This is a genomic window from Rhodanobacter sp. FW101-FHT13A11 (genome assembly GCF_058790335.1).
Map to the genome: position 1 here is coordinate 54,155 of NZ_JBYTCN010000013.1, position 15,495 is coordinate 69,649.

Below are 15,495 nucleotides of genomic sequence, written 5' to 3' on the forward strand. Positions count from 1 at the left end.
CCTCAGGCCTGCTCGAGATGGCCCAGGAATTTCTTCAGCAGCTTTTCCAGCTGCGCAGCCTCGCGCGGCTGCAGGCCGGCGGTCTGGCGCTCCAGCAAGGCGCAGACGTCAGGCAGGAAGCCCTTGATCACCACCACCCCCGCCTTGGTCAACGTGAGCGCGATCTTGCGACGATCCTCGTCGCTGGCGGTGCGCTCGATCAGGCCCTTGTCGCACAGCTCGTCGGTCAGCCGCGTGATGTTGGCGGACTTCTCCCCCGCCGCCGCCGCCAGCTGCGACGGGCTGAGCGTATACCCCTCGGTGCCGTACAGCATCATCAGCAGGTTGTATTCCGGGTGGTTGATGCCCCACGGCTTCAGCAGCGTATTGGCGTCGTCGTGCAGGCGCTTGTAGAGATGCTTGACCAGCCGCACCAGCACGGCCGGCTCGCGCGGAAACGCGGGGTGCCGCCGGCAGGTGACCGCCAGGCGCTGCTCGGTGGGGGCAAAACTGTTCACGGCATTCATCATTAATTGTCGTGCATATTATACATAAATGTACTATATGTTTATGAATGCCATGCCACTCCCCGGCACGGCGCAAGCACCTGGTCGGCACGCACGAAAAAGGCGCCCCGCGGGGCGCCCTTCGATGGCCGGACCAGGCGGGTTCAGCCGCCGTGCACGGGGAAGGTCTGCAGCTGGCCCGGGGCCGAGCCGGAAGCGGCCGGCGCCCGCGGCGCGGCGGCCGGCGCCGGCCGGTTCGCACCGCACTGGTACGCGCCCCACGGCTGCGAGCCGTCGGCCGGCTCGGCCAGCGGCTTGATGGTGTCGGCGTGCATCTTGGCGGCCTCGTTGCGGGCCAGCACCTCCAGCTCGTCGCGCACCTTGATGTCGTTGCGGTCGACCGGGCCGACGCGGTTCATCACCGAGACGGTGACCTTGCCCAGCTCGCGGCAGGAGGAGACGTCGCCGCTCCAGGCCGTGCGCACGTTCTTGGCGGCGTCGTCCAGGGTGATGCCCCAGCTGCAGGCGCCGAGCAGGAGGACGGGGACGAGCAACAGCAGGGTCTTGCGCATGGGGTGGCTCCGCGACGATGGCTTGGGCATGGAAGGAGGCCGCACGTTGCCGGCCCGGGCTCCATCCTAGCGCGGGCACGCCGACGCGTCTCCGAACCGATCCACAACGGGCGGCGCCGGCACGGGCCGGCGCCGCCCGCGGGCCTACTTCGCCGGCTTGCCGTCGGCGTCGAGCACCTGCACCTGGCCGAGATTCAGCGCGCGGATCGGCGCCTCGATCTTCTTGAGGTCGCCGACGATCACCCAGGTCAGCCGGTCCGGGTGGATGATCTCCTTCGCCGCCGCCTCGACCGAGGCGTCGGTCTGCGCCTCGATGCGCGACTTCAGGGTCTGCACGTAGTCGTCCGGCCGCCGGTACTGGGCGATGCCCTGCAGCGCCCCCATCACCGCCGTGGTGGTCTGGTAGCTGCCCGGCATGCTGCGCACGTCGCCGACCTTGATCTTGTCGATCTCCTGCGCGGTCAGCGGCTTGTCGCCGATCACGCCCTTCGCCTCCTTCAGCATCTCGGCCACCGACGGCGCGGTCCGGTCGGTCTGCACCGGCGCGTACAGCATGAACGGGCGCTGGCCCACCGCGTTCTGCAGGAAGCTGAAGGCGCCGTAGGCCCAGTGCTTGTCCTCGCGCAGGTTCATGTTGAGGCGCGAGGTGAAGGTGCCGCCGAAGGCACCGTTCATGGTCTGGATCTCCAGGTTGTTCGGTGCCTCGGTGGACGGCGCCAGGCTGCCGGCGAGGATCAGGCTCTGCTGCGCGCCGGGGCGATCGACCAGGTACACGCGCGCCTGCGCCGGTGGCGCCACCTTGCCGACGTTCTTCGCCGGGACCTTGCCGGCCGGTGCCTTCCAGTTGCCGAACGCCGCGTTCAATTGCGGGATGATCTTGTCCAGCGTGGTGTCGCCGGCGACCAGGATCTTCATGTTGTCCGGCCGGATGAAGTCGCCGATGAACGCGCGCATGTCGGCGGCGCTCAGCGACCTGATCGAGGCCTCGGTGCCGGAGCCGGTGAACGGGATCGCGTAGGCATGGCCCTGCCCGTACAGCAGCGGCGGCAGGGTGCGCAGCGCGATGCCGGTCGGCTGGCTCTTCTCCTGGGCGATGCGCGCCAGCCACTGGCCGCGCAGGCGGCCGATGTCGGCCTCGCGGAACGCCGGATTGCGCACGATGTCGGCGAACAGCTCGAGCGACGGCTTCAGCTGGTCGTCCAGCGCGTTCAACGAGGCATTGCAGTAGTCCAGCCCGCAGCCGCTGGCGATGATCGCACCGAGGCGCTGCTTGCGCTTGGCGATCTCGACCGAATCGAGTTCCTTGCTGCCCTCGTCCAGCATCGCCATGGTGAAGCTGGAGGTGCCCAGCTTGCGGCCCTGGTCGGCCGCGTAGCCGGCGTCGAACAGCAGCTGCAACTGCACCGCCGGCACCGTGTGGCGCTCGGCCAGGATCACCTCGACGCCGTTGTCCAGCTTGCCGCGCTGCAGGGCGGGAAAGCTGAGGTCCGGGAACGTGCCGACCGCGGGCACGCCTTTGCCGCGGTCGACGTCGCTCTGCACCGTGCGGTAGTCGCCCCTGGCCGACAGCACCGGCGCCGGCGCGCCGCCGGCTGCGGCACGGCCGGCCACGGTGGCCATGTCGGTGGCCTCGACCTTGCCCGGCACCACGGTCAGCGTGTAGTCGCCCTTGGCGATCCACCGGTTCGCCACCGCGGCGACGTCGGCCGGGGTGGCCGCCATGAATTCCTTGAAGTCCTTCAGGTAGGCGGCCGGATCGTTGCGGTACAGCTGGCCCTGGGCCAGGATCGAGGCCTGCGAGTTGACCTTTTCCAGGCCGCGCACGAACGAGGCGCGGGTTTCCGTCTTGACCCGCGCCAGCTCGTCGGCGCCGGGGCCGTCCTTCAGGAATTTCCGCCACTCGTCGGCGATCGCCGCCTCCACCCTGGCCGGATCGGCGCCTTTCTTCACGTCCACCTGCAGGTTGAACATGCTGGCCAGCACGTGCTGCTCGACGTCGACCGAGACGTCGTCGGCCAGCTTGTCCCGGTAGACCAGCCGCTGGTACAGCCGCGAGGTCTTGCTGCCGCCCAGCACGGCGGCGGCCAGCTCCAGCAGGTTCTCGTCGCGGCTGCCGCGGCCCGGCACGTTCCACTCGCGGTAGATGCGCACCTGCGCCACGTTGTCGGTCATCGTGCCGCGGGTCGAGCCGTGGCGCGGCGCCACCCACGGTTGCGGCCGCGGCACCCGCGGGCCGGCGGCGATGTCGCCGAAGTACTTCAGCATCTTTTCCTTCGCCACCGCCGGCGTGATGTCGCCGGACAGCACCACCACCGTGTTGGCCGCGCCGTAGTAGTCGCGGAACCACTGCTTCACGTCGGCCAGCGAGGCCGCGTTCAAATCGTCCATCGAGCCGATGGTGTCGTGGTGGTACGGATGGTTGGCCGGGAACGCCTCGGCCTGGATCAGCTCGCCGGCGCGGCCGTACGGCTGGTTCTCGCCCTGGCGCTTCTCGTTCTGCACCACGCCACGCTGCTCGTCCAGCTGCGGCTGGCCGATCGCGCCGAGCAGGTGGCCCATGCGGTCCGATTCCATCCACAGCGCCATGTCCAGCGCAGTGGTCGGCACCGTCTCGAAGTAGTTGGTGCGGTCGAGCCAGGTGGTGCCGTTCTGGTCGGTGGCGCCGGCCAGCTCGAACGGCTTGAAGAACTCGTCCTTGTGGTTCTCCGAACCCTGGAACATCAGGTGCTCGAACAGGTGCGCGAAACCGGTCTTGCCCTTCGGCTCGTACGACGAGCCCACGTGGTACCACACGCTCACCGCCACCACCGGCGCCTTGTGATCCTCGTGCACCACCACGGTCAGCCCGTTAGGCAGGGTGAAGCGGGTGTAGGCCAGTTCGGGGATCTGCTGCTGCGCCGTCGCAGCCGCCACGGCGGTGTCGGGTGCGGCCAGCGCCAGCGGCATGCCGCCGGCCAGGGCGAGCAGGCCGGCGATGAGCAGGGCGAGCGGTTTCTTCGTCACGGTGAACCTCCTGTTTCACGGATAAGTCTCCGCAGGCTAGCGACGCCCCACGGGCACCGCAAATGACTTGTGGCACGGTCGCCGCCGGGCTGTCCGGTTGTCCGGCAGCGGGCGGACAGCTGTCCGCGGACAATGCTGCGGCTGGCCAATCCATTTATTTATATTTTAAAAATCAATGGCTTGAATCCACATGGCCGCCTGGCACGGGGATTGCTCAGAGGAAAGCGCAGGAACCTTCCCCTCATACGGAGACATGACCATGAAATTCGAGACCATGATGTTGCGCGGCCTGTTCATCGCCTGCCTGGCGGTCTGCGGCCTGATCCTCGCCGCGATGGTGACGACCACACCGGCATCGGTGCAGCTCGCCGCCAACGGCGGCATCAGCGCGATCCTGCTGGCCGCACCGACCAGCTGCGCGTTGCGGCCGGACGGCGTGGTCTGCCCGCAGATCGGCGGCTGAGCACTCGACGCGGATCGGCACGGGCACGCGATAATGGCGGAATGCTGCACGTCATCCTGTTTCGCCCCGAGATCCCGCCGAACACCGGCAACGTGATTCGCCTGTGCGCGAACACCGGCGCCGCGCTGCACCTCATCCGGCCGCTCGGCTTCACGCTCGACGATGCCCGGCTGCGCCGCGCCGGACTGGATTACCACGAATACGCCAGCGTCGCGGTGCATGACGACCTGGCCAGTTGCCTTAATGCGATCGGCAGGCCGCGGGTGTTCGCCTTCACCACCCGCGGACGGGTTGCCCACGTCGACGCCCGCTTCGCCGACGGCGACGCGCTGCTGTTCGGCTGCGAGACGGCCGGCCTGCCGGCCGACGTGCTGGAAGCGATTCCCGCCCAACGACGCCTGCGCCTGCCGATGTGCCCGGACAGCCGCAGCCTGAACCTGTCGAACACGGTCGCCGTGGCCGTCTACGAAGCGTGGCGCCAGCTGGGCTTTCCCGGCGCGACCTCGTAGGAGCGCACCCTGTGCGCGATGCTCTTGCGGTTGCCTCGCCATTAACATGGGCGGGCGATGCCCGCCGTTCGCGCACAGGGTGCGCTCCTACAGATCACGGCCCGCACGGCTACAATCGCCGGATGAACGCTGCCACTCCCAACTCCTGGTTGCCGCAACCGCTGCGCAAGCTCGCCGGCCGTGCGCTGGAAACCGCGCTGAACCACACCCTGTCGCTGGATCCCGACACGCAGCAGAAGCTGGCCGCGTTGAACGGCCGCAGCGTGCAGTTGCACCTGCGCGGGCCGGAACTCGCGCTGGCGGTCACCGTCGACGACGCACGCCTGAAAGTCGGGCCGCCGCAGGACGACAGCCAGCTGAAGGTGGCCGCCACGCCGGGCAGCCTGATGGCGATGCTGTTCCGCCGCGACGACGACGGCATCGCGCCGGGCAAGGTGGAGATCGCCGGCGACGCCGAGCTGGCGCGCCGGCTGGAAAAGCTGGCCGGCAAGTTCGCCCCGGATTTCGAGGAAGCGTTCGCGCGCAGCTTCGGCGACGTGCTCGGCGTGCCGCTGGCCAGGGCCGTGCGCAAGGCCCTCGCCCTCGCCCGCGACACCGCCGGCCATCTCACCGAGGACACCGCCGACTGGCTGCGCGACGAGGCGCGCGTCGCCATGGCACCAGGCGAGGTCGAGGGCTTCCTCGACGGCGTGGACAACGTGCGCGAGCGCAGCGAGCGGCTGGAAGCGCGCGTGCAGCGGCTCATGCAGCGCCTGCAGGGCAACACCGCGTGACGCCGCTGAAGGTGGTGCCGCGCCTGCTGCGGGTCGCCTCGGTGCTGCTGGCGTACCGGCTCGACGAACTGGTCGACGCCACCCACCTGTACCGCCCGCTGAAACTGCTGCGGCCGCTGGTGGCGCGCCCGCGCACCGATATCCGCGGCCTGCCGCGCGGTGCGCGCCTGCGCCACGCGCTGACCGAACTGGGGCCGATCTTCGTCAAGGCCGGCCAGGTGCTGTCGACCCGGCGCGACCTGGTGCCGGCCGACATCGCCGACGAACTCGCCCTGCTGCAGGACCAGGTCGCGCCATTCCCCGGCAGCGGCGCGCGCGCCATCGTCGAGCGGGAACTGAAATCGCCGATTGGCCGTCTATACGCCCAGTTCGACGAGACGCCGCTGGCCTCCGCCTCGATCGCCCAGGTGCATGCCGCCACCCTGCACGACGGCCGCGAGGTGGTGGTGAAGGTGCTGCGCCCCGGCATCGACGCGCAGATCGCGCGCGACGTGAAGCTGCTGCGCTCGCTGGGCGAGCTGGCCCAGCGCTGGCACCCGAACGCCGACAAGATCCGCCCGCTGGACGTGGTCGCCGAAGTCGAGAAGATGCTGGAAAACGAGCTGGACCTGCAGCGTGAAGGCGCCAGCGCCAGCCTGCTCCGCCGCAACTTCGCCAGCGGCGTCGACCTCTACGTGCCCGAGGTGCATTGGGAACTGACCAGTGCGCGCGTGCTCACGCTGGAGCGCGTGCACGGCATCAGCAGCGACGACATCGCCGCGATCGACGCCGCCGGCCTCGACCGCAAGGCGCTCGCCGCCAAGGGCGTGCGGGTGTTCTACGAGCAGGTGTTCCGCGACAACTTCTTCCACGCCGACGCCCACCCCGGCAATATCTGGGTCGACCCCTCGCACACCGGCGAGCCGCGCTTCATCGCGCTGGACTTCGGCATCATGGGCTCGCTGCCCGAGGCCGACCAGTACTGGCTGGCGCAAAACTTCATCGCGCTGTTCGAACGCGACTACGCGCGCATCGCCAAGCTGCACGTGGACGCCGGCTGGATGCCCGCCGACGTGCGGCTAGACGAACTGGAGGCGGCGGTGCGCACGGTGTGCGAGCCATACTTCACCCGCCCGCTGGCGCAGATCTCGCTGGCCGAGCTGGTAGTGAAGCTGTTCCAGACCGCGCGCCGCTTCGAGCTGACCCTGCAGCCGCAGCTGATCCTGCTGCAGAAGACCCTGCTCAACATCGAGGGCGTGGGCCGCATGCTCGATCCGGAGATCGACATCTGGGCGGTGGCACATCCTGTGCTGAAGCGCATCCTGCGCGAACGCTATAGCCCGCGGCGCACCCTGCGCGAAGTACGCAAGCGGCTGCCGGAATGGCTGCACGAGGCGCCGCAATTCCCCGGGCTGGTGCGTGATGCACTGCGCCAGATCGGCCGCGGTGAACGGCGCACGTTGAGCGATCCTGCCGAACTCAAGCTGCTGCACGACAACGCGCAACGCCAGCACAGACTGCTCGCCTGCGGCCTGCTCGGTAGCTCACTGCTGATCGCTGCTGCCTTGCTGTGGGCGCTGGCGCCGCAACACGGCAACTGGCCGCCGCTGTGCGCCGGCATCGCCGGGCTGCTCGCATTCGCGACCGGCTGGCCGCGCGCGCGCTGACCCCACCCCGTAGGAGCGGGGTCTCTTCTACACATCTCCGAGCCCACGAGACTGTCGCTGGTATCTGGGGGGGGGAAGAGACAGACCCAAAGCAGGAGCATCGCCCGCGAGCGGGCTCCTACGCGCGAAGATCAGGCACATGCTCGAGATCCTCTACCAGGACGATGCGCTGATCGCGGTGAACAAGCCCGCGAACCTCGCCGTGCACCGCTCGAAGATGGTGGGCAATGCCGAAGAGTTCCTGATCGACCTGCTGCGCGAGCAGATCGGCGACAGCGTGTACCTCGCGCACCGGCTCGACCGCGCCACCAGCGGCGTGCTGCTGATCGCGCGCACGCGCGAGGTCGCCGCCGCGCTGGGCGAGCAGTTCATGGGGCGCGCGGTGCACAAGCAGTACCTGGTGGTAGTGCGCGGCTGGCCGGAGCCGGCCGAGGGCGTGATCGACTATCCGCTGCCCGGCTCGCGCGAGACCGGCCCGCGCCGCGAGGCGCGCACGCGCTACCGGCGGCTGGCCACGGTCGAGGTGCCGATCGCGCTGGGCCGCTACCCGCAGCAGCGTTACGCGCTGCTGCGGGCCGAACCGGAAAGCGGCCGCTTCCGCCAGATCCGCAAGCATCTGGCGCACATCCGCCATCCGGTGATCGGCGACTGCCAGCACGGCCGCGGCGACCACAACCGGCTGTACAAGCAGCATTTCGGCTGCCACCGGATGCTGCTGCACGCGTGGCGTCTGGACTTCCGCCACCCGCAGACGGGCGAGCCGATGTCACTGCAGGCGCCGCTCGATGGCGAGTACCTCGCATTGCTGGAGCGCTTCGGCTGGTCGACGGCGCTGCAAAATCCGTAGGAGCCCGCTCGCGGGCGATGCCTTTGCCTGGATGCCTCAGAGCAAGAGCATCGCCCGCCAGCGGGCTCCTACCGCACCAGCGGCGGCCCCGTTTCGGCCCAGCGATTCGATCCCCTACACTTCCCCCCATGCTGACCATCAGCCGCACCTTGTCCCTGCCGGAATCCGAGCTGGTCGAGCGCTTCCTGCGCGCTGACGGCCCCGGCGGACAGCACGTGAACCGCACCGAGAGCGCGGTGGAGCTGCGTTTCGACGTGATCCACTCGCCCTCGCTGCTGGAGGAAATCCGCGCACGCCTGCTGGCGCGCCGCGATCGTCGACTGACCAGCGAGGGCGTGCTGGTGATCCAGGCGCGCCGCTTCCGCGACCAGGCGCGCAACCGCGACGATGCGCGTGAGCGGTTGGTCGAGATCATCCGTGGCGTGCTGACGCCGCCGAAGAAGCGCGTCGCCACCAAGCCGACCCGAGCATCGAAAGAACGCCGGCTGGCCGGCAAGCAGCAGCGCGGCAGGATCAAACAAGGCCGTTCACGCAAACCGGAGCTCGAATGAAGGGGCATCTCCCGACTCCCACCCAACTGCCACCACAAATGCCGCAACTGCGCGACGGATGGCAACGCCGCACTTGCCGCGCCGTGCTGCGCATGGCCGGCTGGAGCCTGGTCGGCGAGTTCCCCGACGCGCCGAAACTGGTGCTGATCGCCGCGCCGCACTCGTCGTGGTGGGATGGCGTGTGGGGTCTGCTGGTCAAGGTGGCGGTCGGCGCCGACGTGCACTTCATGGGCAAGCAGGAACTTTTCTTCTGGCCGCTGGGCGGCCTGCTGCGCCGGCTTGGCGGCATGCCGATCGACCGTGGCACCGCCAAGGGCGTGGTCGAGCAGATGATCGACCAGTTCCGCCAGCGCGACCAACTGTGGCTGGGCATCGCGCCGGAAGGCACGCGCAAGCCGGTGAAGCGCTGGAAAAGCGGCTTCTGGCACATCGCCCACGACGCCGGCGTGCCGATCTTCCCGGTCGCGTTCCACTATCCCGACAAGACCATCCAGCTCGGCCCGCTGTTCGACACCAGCGCCGACATGGAGGCGGACCTCGCCCGCCTGCGCGCGTTCTACGCCCCGTTCAAGGGCAAGCACCGCAACGTCTGACCGCACCCCATACATCCCGGACCCTTCCATGCTCGGCATCCAGCACTACGACGCCTTCCTGCTCGCCTGCATCGCGCTGAACCTCACGCCAGGGCTGGATACGTTCTACATCCTCGCGCGCAGCGGCCGCGAAGGCCACGCGGTCGGCCTCGGCGCCGCGCTGGGCATCAACGCCGGCTGCGTGGTGCACACGCTGGCCGCGGTACTGGGGCTGTCGGCGATCCTGATGACCTCGGCCACCGCGTTTACTGCACTGAAGTATCTCGGCGCCGCCTACCTGGTGTGGATCGGCTTGCGCATGCTGCTCGGCCGGCAAGCGACGCATGCACCCGCCACGACACGTGGCCATGGCTTCACCGCCGCGTTCCGTCAGGGCATGCTCACCAACGTGCTGAACCCGAAGGTGGCGCTGTTCTACCTTGCCTTCCTGCCGCAGTTCGTCTCGCTGCAGGCGCCCCGGGCGCAACTCGGCCTGCTGGTACTCGGCCTGAGCTTCATCGGCACCGGCCTGTGCTGGTCGCTGGTGCTGGCCCTGCTCGGTTCGCGCATCCACCGGTTGCTGCAGCGTCAGCCACGCATCGGGCGCCGGATGGACCGCCTGTGCGGCGCCGTGCTGCTGGGTTTCGGGCTGAAACTGGCGCTGCAGCAGCGCGGCTGAACCGGGCGCCCGCCCTGGGCGGGAAACAGCTCCGGCCTGCGCCCTCCATTGTCCTTTCCTGACCCCGCAGGGCCATCCCGGCCCCTTCCCGCGACACCGGAGGTCACCTCCCGGGCTTCGGAGCGCCTTTAGCACATGTCTATCGGTCATGGCACGGCGCATGCTTGTCTATTTTTACGAGAAATGTGATACACATCACATTCTGTGGATTGTTACCTGGCTCAACAACCGGAGCGGTTCGCACAGGGGGTTCCAGACATGCATGTGTTGATCACGGGCGGAGCCGGTTTCATCGGCTCCCATCTGGTAGCGCTGCACCTCGCGCAGGGGCACAAGGTCCATGTGGTGGACGACTTGTCGACCGGCCTGCGTTCCAACCTGGCGCCTTTCGAGGCGTCGCCGAGCTTCCGCTTCGACGAGGCGGACATGCTCACCTGGCCGCTGCTGCAGCAGGCCGCGGCCTGGGCGGACCGCGTCTACCACCTCGCCGCCGTGGTCGGCGTGTACCGCGTGATCGCCGAGCCGACGCGCGTGCTGGCCACCAACATCGCCGCCTGCGAACGGCTTTTCCGCACCATCGCCGCCAGCGGCTGGCGGCCGCAAGTGGTGGTCGCCTCCAGCTCCGAGGTCTACGGCCACCGCCACGCGGAACTGCTGGGCGAGGACATGGACCTCAGCGTGTCCACCCGCGCCGGCACGCGCTGGAACTATTCGGTCAGCAAAATCGCCGACGAGGCGCTGGCGCTGTCCTACGCGCAGAAATTCGGCATCCCGGTGCTGGTGGCGCGCTTCTTCAACACCATCGGGCCACGCCAGACCGGCCGCTACGGCATGGTCGTGCCGCGTTTCGTCGACCAGGCGGTACACGGCGAGCCGATCACGGTGTACGGCGACGGCAAGCAGACCCGTTCGTTCTGCGACGTGCGCGACAACGTGGCCGCGCTCGACCTGCTCGCTTCGCGCGAGAGCGGCGACGCGCTGGTGGCGAACGTCGGCAACGACCGCGAGATCAGCATGAATGCGCTGGCCGAACTGGTCCGCGAGCGCGCGGACAGCGACTCGCCGATCACCCATGTGCCGTACATGAAGGCGTACGGCGAGGATTTCGAGGACATCCAGCGGCGCCGGCCGGAGCTGACCCGGCTGCGCATGCTGACCGGGTTCCGGCACCGCTACACGCTGGAAGACACGCTCGACGAGCTCATCCAAGAACGGCGCAACGCCTTGGCAGGGACCGAACATGGCCACCGCACCCTGGTTTGTCATCAGTCCTAACGCACTGCTCAGCGTGGTCGGATTGCTGCGCGGTCCGGACCGGACCGTGCCGACGCCCGCGCAGGACTGGCGCACCGCCACGGTGGACGTGGTGATCCCCGCCTACCGCGAGGCGGAGAATATCGCCCATTGCCTGGTCTCGGTGGCGCGGCAGACGCACAAGCCGCGCAACATCATCGTCGTCGACGACGGCAGCAGCGACGATACCGCCGGCCGCGCCGAGCAGACCGCGCAGCAGCTGGGCATGAAGATCATGGTGATCCGCCGGCAGGCGTCGATCGGCAAGACGCCCACGCTCAAGCGCCAGGCGCGCGAGTTCGACGCCGACGTGGAGTTCATCCTCGACGGCGACACCTTCCTGGAATCGCCGGACTACATCGCCCGCTGCGTCGAGGAACTGTACAAGGGCGTCGGCATCGCCTCGGCCTGCGGCCGCGTGCTGCCGATGCGCCTGTCCGACCGCCGCCGCCTCGCGGAAACCCCGGAATACGCCGCCGTGCTCGCCGGCAAACCATACATCGACCCCAAGTCCAGCCGCACACGCCTGCAGCTGATCTGGTGGGGCCTGACCAACATCTACCGCGACTGCCTGTATCGCTACCTGCAGGGCTTCGTGTTCCACGGGCAGATGGTGTTCTTCGGCGGCATCACCAACCCGGTGGGCTGCGCGGTGGCCTACCGCCGCGAATACATCAAGGACCTGTTCGCGCGCTACGAGCCCCATTTCGGCGACAACCTCACCAATTCCGAGGACATCTTCATCGGCTTCGCGCTGATCAACCAGGGCTACCGCAACGCCCAGCTGACCGACGTCACCGCCCGCTCCGAGGAACCGCTGGCCACGCAATTGCCCAGGCAGATCTCGCTGTGGTCGTCCTCGTTCCTGCAGAGCTGCTACTACTTCGACGCGCTGGTGCGCAGCCCGTTCAAGGCCTTCGCGCGGCTGCACCGCCGCTGGCACGAGCGGCACGGCGAACACGGCGAACACATCCGCGAGATGCGCAAGATCGCCGAACCCTACCGGCAGGCGTTCGGCGAAGAGGTCACCCGGCGCTATGGCCGCCCGCTGGGCTGGATCATCTTCATGTCGGCGATCGAGAAGATCGGCTTCCCCACCGCGCTGATCGTGATGCCCCTGCTGCGCATGTGGGAGCCGCTGCTGATCACGGTGCTGGCGGAATCGCTGCTGTCGCTGATGGTGCTGGTGGTGATCTCCAAGGGCGAGCGCTGGAAGGCGTTCGGCAAGAGCCTGCTGGTGACGCCGCTGCGCTACGCGCTGATCCTCACCGAGATCGTCACGATCGGGCGATTCGCCAGCGACCTCTGGATCACGAGGAACCGGAAATGGCGCAAATGACCCCTCGCCGCCGGACATCGGCTCGCGCTTCCGCGCTGGGTCGGGCCAGCCTGCTCGCCTGCGCGCTCGCTTGCGCCTTGTCCCTGGAGCCGGCTTTCGCGCAGAACGCCGTCGCCTACCAGCCGGCGCTGGACGCTGCCTGGACCGGGCGCACCAGCGAGGCGCTGCGCCTGATCGACGCCTACCTCGCCAAACACCCGGACGACCATGCCGCGCGGCTCGACCGGGCGCGTTTCCTTGCCTGGCTCGGCGACTACGCCAGGGCGGACGACGCGCTGGCCGGGTTCGGCGCCGACGACAAGGAGGCCGCCGCGCTGCATGCGCGAGTGCTGGCCTGGGCCGAACGCCGCGATGCCGCGCTGGCGCTCAACACGCCGTTGTACGCGGCCGACCCGGACGACTATGACAACGCCTGGACCCAGGCACTGATCCTGCGACAAGGCGAATGGCCGCACCAGGCTTTGCCGGCACTGGCCACCGTGCAGGCGGTCAAGCCGGACGACAAGGACACCATCGCCCTCGCCAAGGCGGTGCGCCTGCCGCTGTTCTCCTCGATCGGCCTGGCGCCTTCGCTGTACAGCGATTCGGATGACATCGAAATTCGCGGCATCGCCGCCGATGCCAACCTGTGGCTGTCCGATCGCTGGCGGTTGCTGGCCAGCGCCACGCGACGCGAGCACTCGGCCGCCTTCGGCGGGCCGTTCGCGCCGCTGCTCGGCAACAACCACGTCGACGAGGATCGCGTCGGCACAGGACTGCGCTTCGCACCGTCGCCCGACACCGCGCTGGAGCTGTGGCTGGGCAATTCGCGGACCGACAACGGTGTCGGCAGCAACAACAGAACGATCGGCCACCTGCAGATCTCGCAACGCGCCAGCGACGCCTTCCTCTATGCACTCACCTTCGACCGCGACCGCGTCGACCAATCACCGCGCGCGCTGGCGGTGATGCGCCACGGCCTCGCCGCCGACCTGCGCTGGATGCCGACGCTGCGCGACCGCTTCGATGCGCGCATCACCGGCGGCGCTTTCGACGACGACAACCGCCGTGCCTCGGTGCTGGCCAGCTATACCCGTGCCGTGTACCGCAGTGGGCGAGTGATGTTCGACCTCGGTCTGCAGGCAGAGGGTCAACACAACACCCGCCACACCGGCAATGGCTACTACAGCCCCGACCGCTACCGGCGCTATGCCGTCGCGGCTTCCAGCTACATCTCGCTGGGCCAGGAAGCCGGGCTGTACCTGTCGGCCGCGCTCGGCCAGCAGCGGGACGAGACTTTCGACAACTGGAAGCGCGCCACTGACGTCAATGCCGAGCTGACCCTCGGCATCTTCAGCCACTGGCAGTTGGTCGGCCGTGCCGGGTACAGCCAGCGCCTGAACCAGTTCGGACGCTACGAGGGCACCACCGTCGGGCTGGGACTGCGCTACCGCTTCTGCGAGTTCCGTGCCGACCGCTGCCCATCGGTGCCTTGAGCGGCCCGATGGGGCCTGCGCCGGGCGGCGGCATCGCGTGCCGCCTGGCGCGATGGATCCGGCCCTGTTCGACTCGTCCTGCGCGGCCGGCTCCCGACCGGATCGATTTCGACGAAGGCGCGCGCCGGCGGTGGCCGCGCGCCTTCCGGGAACCTTCCATCGCGATGCCGCGGCGCTGCCGCCATGGGTCGCGGCACCGGTTCGCGCGCAGCCCCACTGCCGCGCATGGGCCGGCTCGAGCACGTATCCGGCACCGCGTCGGGGGAAGCACATGAAGGGATTGCTGCACCTTGCCTGCATCGCGCTCATGTGCCTGTTGCCGGCGGCGCCCATGGCGGCGCCGGCAGCCACTGCATCCCATGACCGGCGCATCGCGATCACCTTCGACGACCTGCCCTGGGCCAGCCTCGATCCGAACACGCCGCTGCCCGCGCAGGGTACGGTGCCGCCGCGCATCGCGGCCGAGTCCGTGCGCCTGCTGCAGGCCATCGAGGGTGCGGGGACGCCCGCCATCGGTTTCGTCAACTCCGCGCGTCTGCTGGTCGGCGGCCAGCCGCAACCGGACCGCACGGCGATGCTCGACGCCTGGCTCGATGCCGGACTGGAACTGGGCAACCACACCGCCACCCATGCCGACCTGCACGCCGTCGGCGTACAGGCCTACGAGGGCGACATCCTCGCCTGCGACCGTGTGCTGCGCCCGCTGCTGGCCAGGCGTGGCCGTGAACCGCAATGGTTCCGTCACCCTTACCTGCGCACCGGGCGCACGCTGGAAGACAAGGCAGCGATGGGCGTCTTTCTCGCCGCGCACGGTTACCGCATCGCGCCGGTCACGGTCACCAACTCCGACTGGATCTGGGCCGCCGCCTACGCCAAGGCGCTGGACAGCGGCGATGCCGCCACCCAGGCGAAGCTGCGCGCGCAATACGTGCCCTACCTGCTGCGCAGGGTGAACTACTTCGAGCACCGCTCGATCAGGCTGCTTGGCTATGCGTTGCCGCAGGTGATGCTGCTGCATGCCAATGCGCTCAATGCCGACACCTACCCCGATTTCGTCGCCGACTTGCGCGCACGCGGCTACCGATTCGTCGGCCTCGACGAAGCCACGCGCGACCCCGCCTATCGGCGCGCGGACAAATTCACCAGCGCGCTCGGCACCAGCTGGATCCATCGCTGGGCGATCGCCGCAGGCAGGTCATGGAAGTTCTACGGCGGCGAACCGACTTCGCCGAAATGGGTGACCGACCTGGCCGGCGTGCCCCCGGAGTAGCACCCGCTTGCAGGCGGC

General features: G+C 68.8%; 15 protein-coding genes. 12 read left to right on the top strand and 3 right to left on the bottom strand.

Annotated elements, in window-relative coordinates; genetic code table 11:
- Positions 1 to 2: 2 nt before the first annotated feature.
- The 3 genes from AC3WRN_RS14105 to AC3WRN_RS14115 form a co-directional block, all read right to left on the bottom strand.
- Complete coding sequence (locus tag AC3WRN_RS14105) at positions 3 to 497, bottom strand: MarR family transcriptional regulator (protein ID WP_492623424.1); 495 nt, start codon at positions 495 to 497, stop codon at positions 3 to 5.
- Between the two features lie 152 nt (positions 498 to 649).
- Positions 650 to 1,057, bottom strand: coding sequence for a DUF4156 domain-containing protein (locus AC3WRN_RS14110; protein ID WP_492623425.1), 408 nt, complete (start codon positions 1,055 to 1,057; stop codon positions 650 to 652).
- Positions 1,058 to 1,201: 144 nt separating this feature from the next.
- Positions 1,202 to 4,060, bottom strand: coding sequence for a M16 family metallopeptidase (locus tag AC3WRN_RS14115; protein ID WP_492623426.1), 2,859 nt, complete (start codon positions 4,058 to 4,060; stop codon positions 1,202 to 1,204).
- Between the two features lie 259 nt (positions 4,061 to 4,319).
- Between AC3WRN_RS14115 and AC3WRN_RS14120 the strand changes: the two genes are divergently transcribed.
- The 12 genes from AC3WRN_RS14120 (at position 4,320) to AC3WRN_RS14175 (ending at position 15,477) form a co-directional block, all read left to right on the top strand.
- On the top strand, positions 4,320 to 4,523 hold the full coding sequence (locus AC3WRN_RS14120) for a hypothetical protein (protein ID WP_492623427.1): 204 nt from the start codon (positions 4,320 to 4,322) through the stop codon (positions 4,521 to 4,523).
- Between the two features lie 41 nt (positions 4,524 to 4,564).
- A complete protein-coding gene (trmL, locus tag AC3WRN_RS14125; protein WP_492623428.1) occupies positions 4,565 to 5,032 on the top strand; it encodes a tRNA (uridine(34)/cytosine(34)/5-carboxymethylaminomethyluridine(34)-2'-O)-methyltransferase TrmL in 468 nt (155 codons plus the stop codon).
- Between the two features lie 122 nt (positions 5,033 to 5,154).
- Positions 5,155 to 5,805, top strand: coding sequence for a ubiquinone biosynthesis accessory factor UbiJ (locus AC3WRN_RS14130; protein WP_492623429.1), 651 nt, complete (start codon positions 5,155 to 5,157; stop codon positions 5,803 to 5,805).
- Positions 5,802 to 7,451 carry a ubiquinone biosynthesis regulatory protein kinase UbiB gene (gene ubiB, locus AC3WRN_RS14135; protein WP_492623430.1) on the top strand — a complete coding sequence of 550 codons (1,650 nt, stop codon included), beginning with the start codon at positions 5,802 to 5,804 and terminating at the stop codon, positions 7,449 to 7,451. The genes AC3WRN_RS14130 and ubiB overlap by 4 nt, the downstream gene beginning before the upstream one ends.
- 139 nt (positions 7,452 to 7,590) lie before the next feature.
- Positions 7,591 to 8,298 carry a pseudouridine synthase gene (locus AC3WRN_RS14140; protein WP_492623431.1) on the top strand — a complete coding sequence of 236 codons (708 nt, stop codon included), beginning with the start codon at positions 7,591 to 7,593 and terminating at the stop codon, positions 8,296 to 8,298.
- Between the two features lie 128 nt (positions 8,299 to 8,426).
- Positions 8,427 to 8,849, top strand: a complete 423-nt coding sequence (arfB, locus tag AC3WRN_RS14145) for an alternative ribosome rescue aminoacyl-tRNA hydrolase ArfB (RefSeq protein WP_492623432.1) — start codon at positions 8,427 to 8,429, stop codon at positions 8,847 to 8,849.
- Positions 8,846 to 9,442: a 1-acyl-sn-glycerol-3-phosphate acyltransferase gene (locus AC3WRN_RS14150; protein ID WP_492623433.1), complete on the top strand. Its 597-nt coding sequence runs from the start codon at positions 8,846 to 8,848 to the stop codon at positions 9,440 to 9,442. Before arfB ends, AC3WRN_RS14150 begins: the two co-directional genes overlap by 4 nt.
- A 28-nt stretch (positions 9,443 to 9,470) precedes the next feature.
- Complete coding sequence (locus AC3WRN_RS14155; protein WP_492623434.1) at positions 9,471 to 10,100, top strand: LysE family translocator; 630 nt, start codon at positions 9,471 to 9,473, stop codon at positions 10,098 to 10,100.
- 258 nt (positions 10,101 to 10,358) lie between these two features.
- Complete coding sequence (locus AC3WRN_RS14160; RefSeq protein WP_068092734.1) at positions 10,359 to 11,375, top strand: NAD-dependent epimerase/dehydratase family protein; 1,017 nt, start codon at positions 10,359 to 10,361, stop codon at positions 11,373 to 11,375.
- Entirely contained in the window at positions 11,341 to 12,732 is a 1,392-nt protein-coding gene (locus AC3WRN_RS14165; RefSeq protein WP_492623435.1) for a glycosyltransferase family 2 protein, read from the top strand. The genes AC3WRN_RS14160 and AC3WRN_RS14165 overlap by 35 nt, the downstream gene beginning before the upstream one ends.
- Before the next feature lie 77 nt (positions 12,733 to 12,809).
- A complete protein-coding gene (locus AC3WRN_RS14170; protein ID WP_492623436.1) occupies positions 12,810 to 14,207 on the top strand; it encodes a PgaA family protein in 1,398 nt (465 codons plus the stop codon).
- Positions 14,208 to 14,478: 271 nt separating this feature from the next.
- Positions 14,479 to 15,477: a polysaccharide deacetylase family protein gene (locus AC3WRN_RS14175; RefSeq protein WP_492623437.1), complete on the top strand. Its 999-nt coding sequence runs from the start codon at positions 14,479 to 14,481 to the stop codon at positions 15,475 to 15,477.
- The last annotated feature ends 18 nt before the right edge of the window (positions 15,478 to 15,495 follow it).

Excerpts from the sequence above, each read along its gene's own strand:
- AC3WRN_RS14160 (WP_068092734.1), top strand. The coding sequence starts at position 10,359 with ATGCATGTGTTGATCACGGGCGGAGCCGGTTTCATCGGCTCCCATCTG.
- AC3WRN_RS14130 (WP_492623429.1), top strand. The coding sequence starts at position 5,155 with ATGAACGCTGCCACTCCCAACTCCTGGTTGCCGCAACCGCTGCGCAAG.
- AC3WRN_RS14155 (WP_492623434.1), top strand. The coding sequence starts at position 9,471 with ATGCTCGGCATCCAGCACTACGACGCCTTCCTGCTCGCCTGCATCGCG.
- AC3WRN_RS14150 (WP_492623433.1), top strand. The coding sequence starts at position 8,846 with ATGAAGGGGCATCTCCCGACTCCCACCCAACTGCCACCACAAATGCCG.
- trmL (WP_492623428.1), top strand. The coding sequence starts at position 4,565 with ATGCTGCACGTCATCCTGTTTCGCCCCGAGATCCCGCCGAACACCGGC.
- arfB (WP_492623432.1), top strand. The coding sequence starts at position 8,427 with ATGCTGACCATCAGCCGCACCTTGTCCCTGCCGGAATCCGAGCTGGTC.
- AC3WRN_RS14175 (WP_492623437.1), top strand. The coding sequence starts at position 14,479 with ATGAAGGGATTGCTGCACCTTGCCTGCATCGCGCTCATGTGCCTGTTG.
- AC3WRN_RS14110 (WP_492623425.1), bottom strand. The coding sequence starts at position 1,057 with ATGCGCAAGACCCTGCTGTTGCTCGTCCCCGTCCTCCTGCTCGGCGCC.
- AC3WRN_RS14165 (WP_492623435.1), top strand. The coding sequence starts at position 11,341 with ATGGCCACCGCACCCTGGTTTGTCATCAGTCCTAACGCACTGCTCAGC.
- AC3WRN_RS14120 (WP_492623427.1), top strand. The coding sequence starts at position 4,320 with ATGAAATTCGAGACCATGATGTTGCGCGGCCTGTTCATCGCCTGCCTG.
- AC3WRN_RS14140 (WP_492623431.1), top strand. The coding sequence starts at position 7,591 with ATGCTCGAGATCCTCTACCAGGACGATGCGCTGATCGCGGTGAACAAG.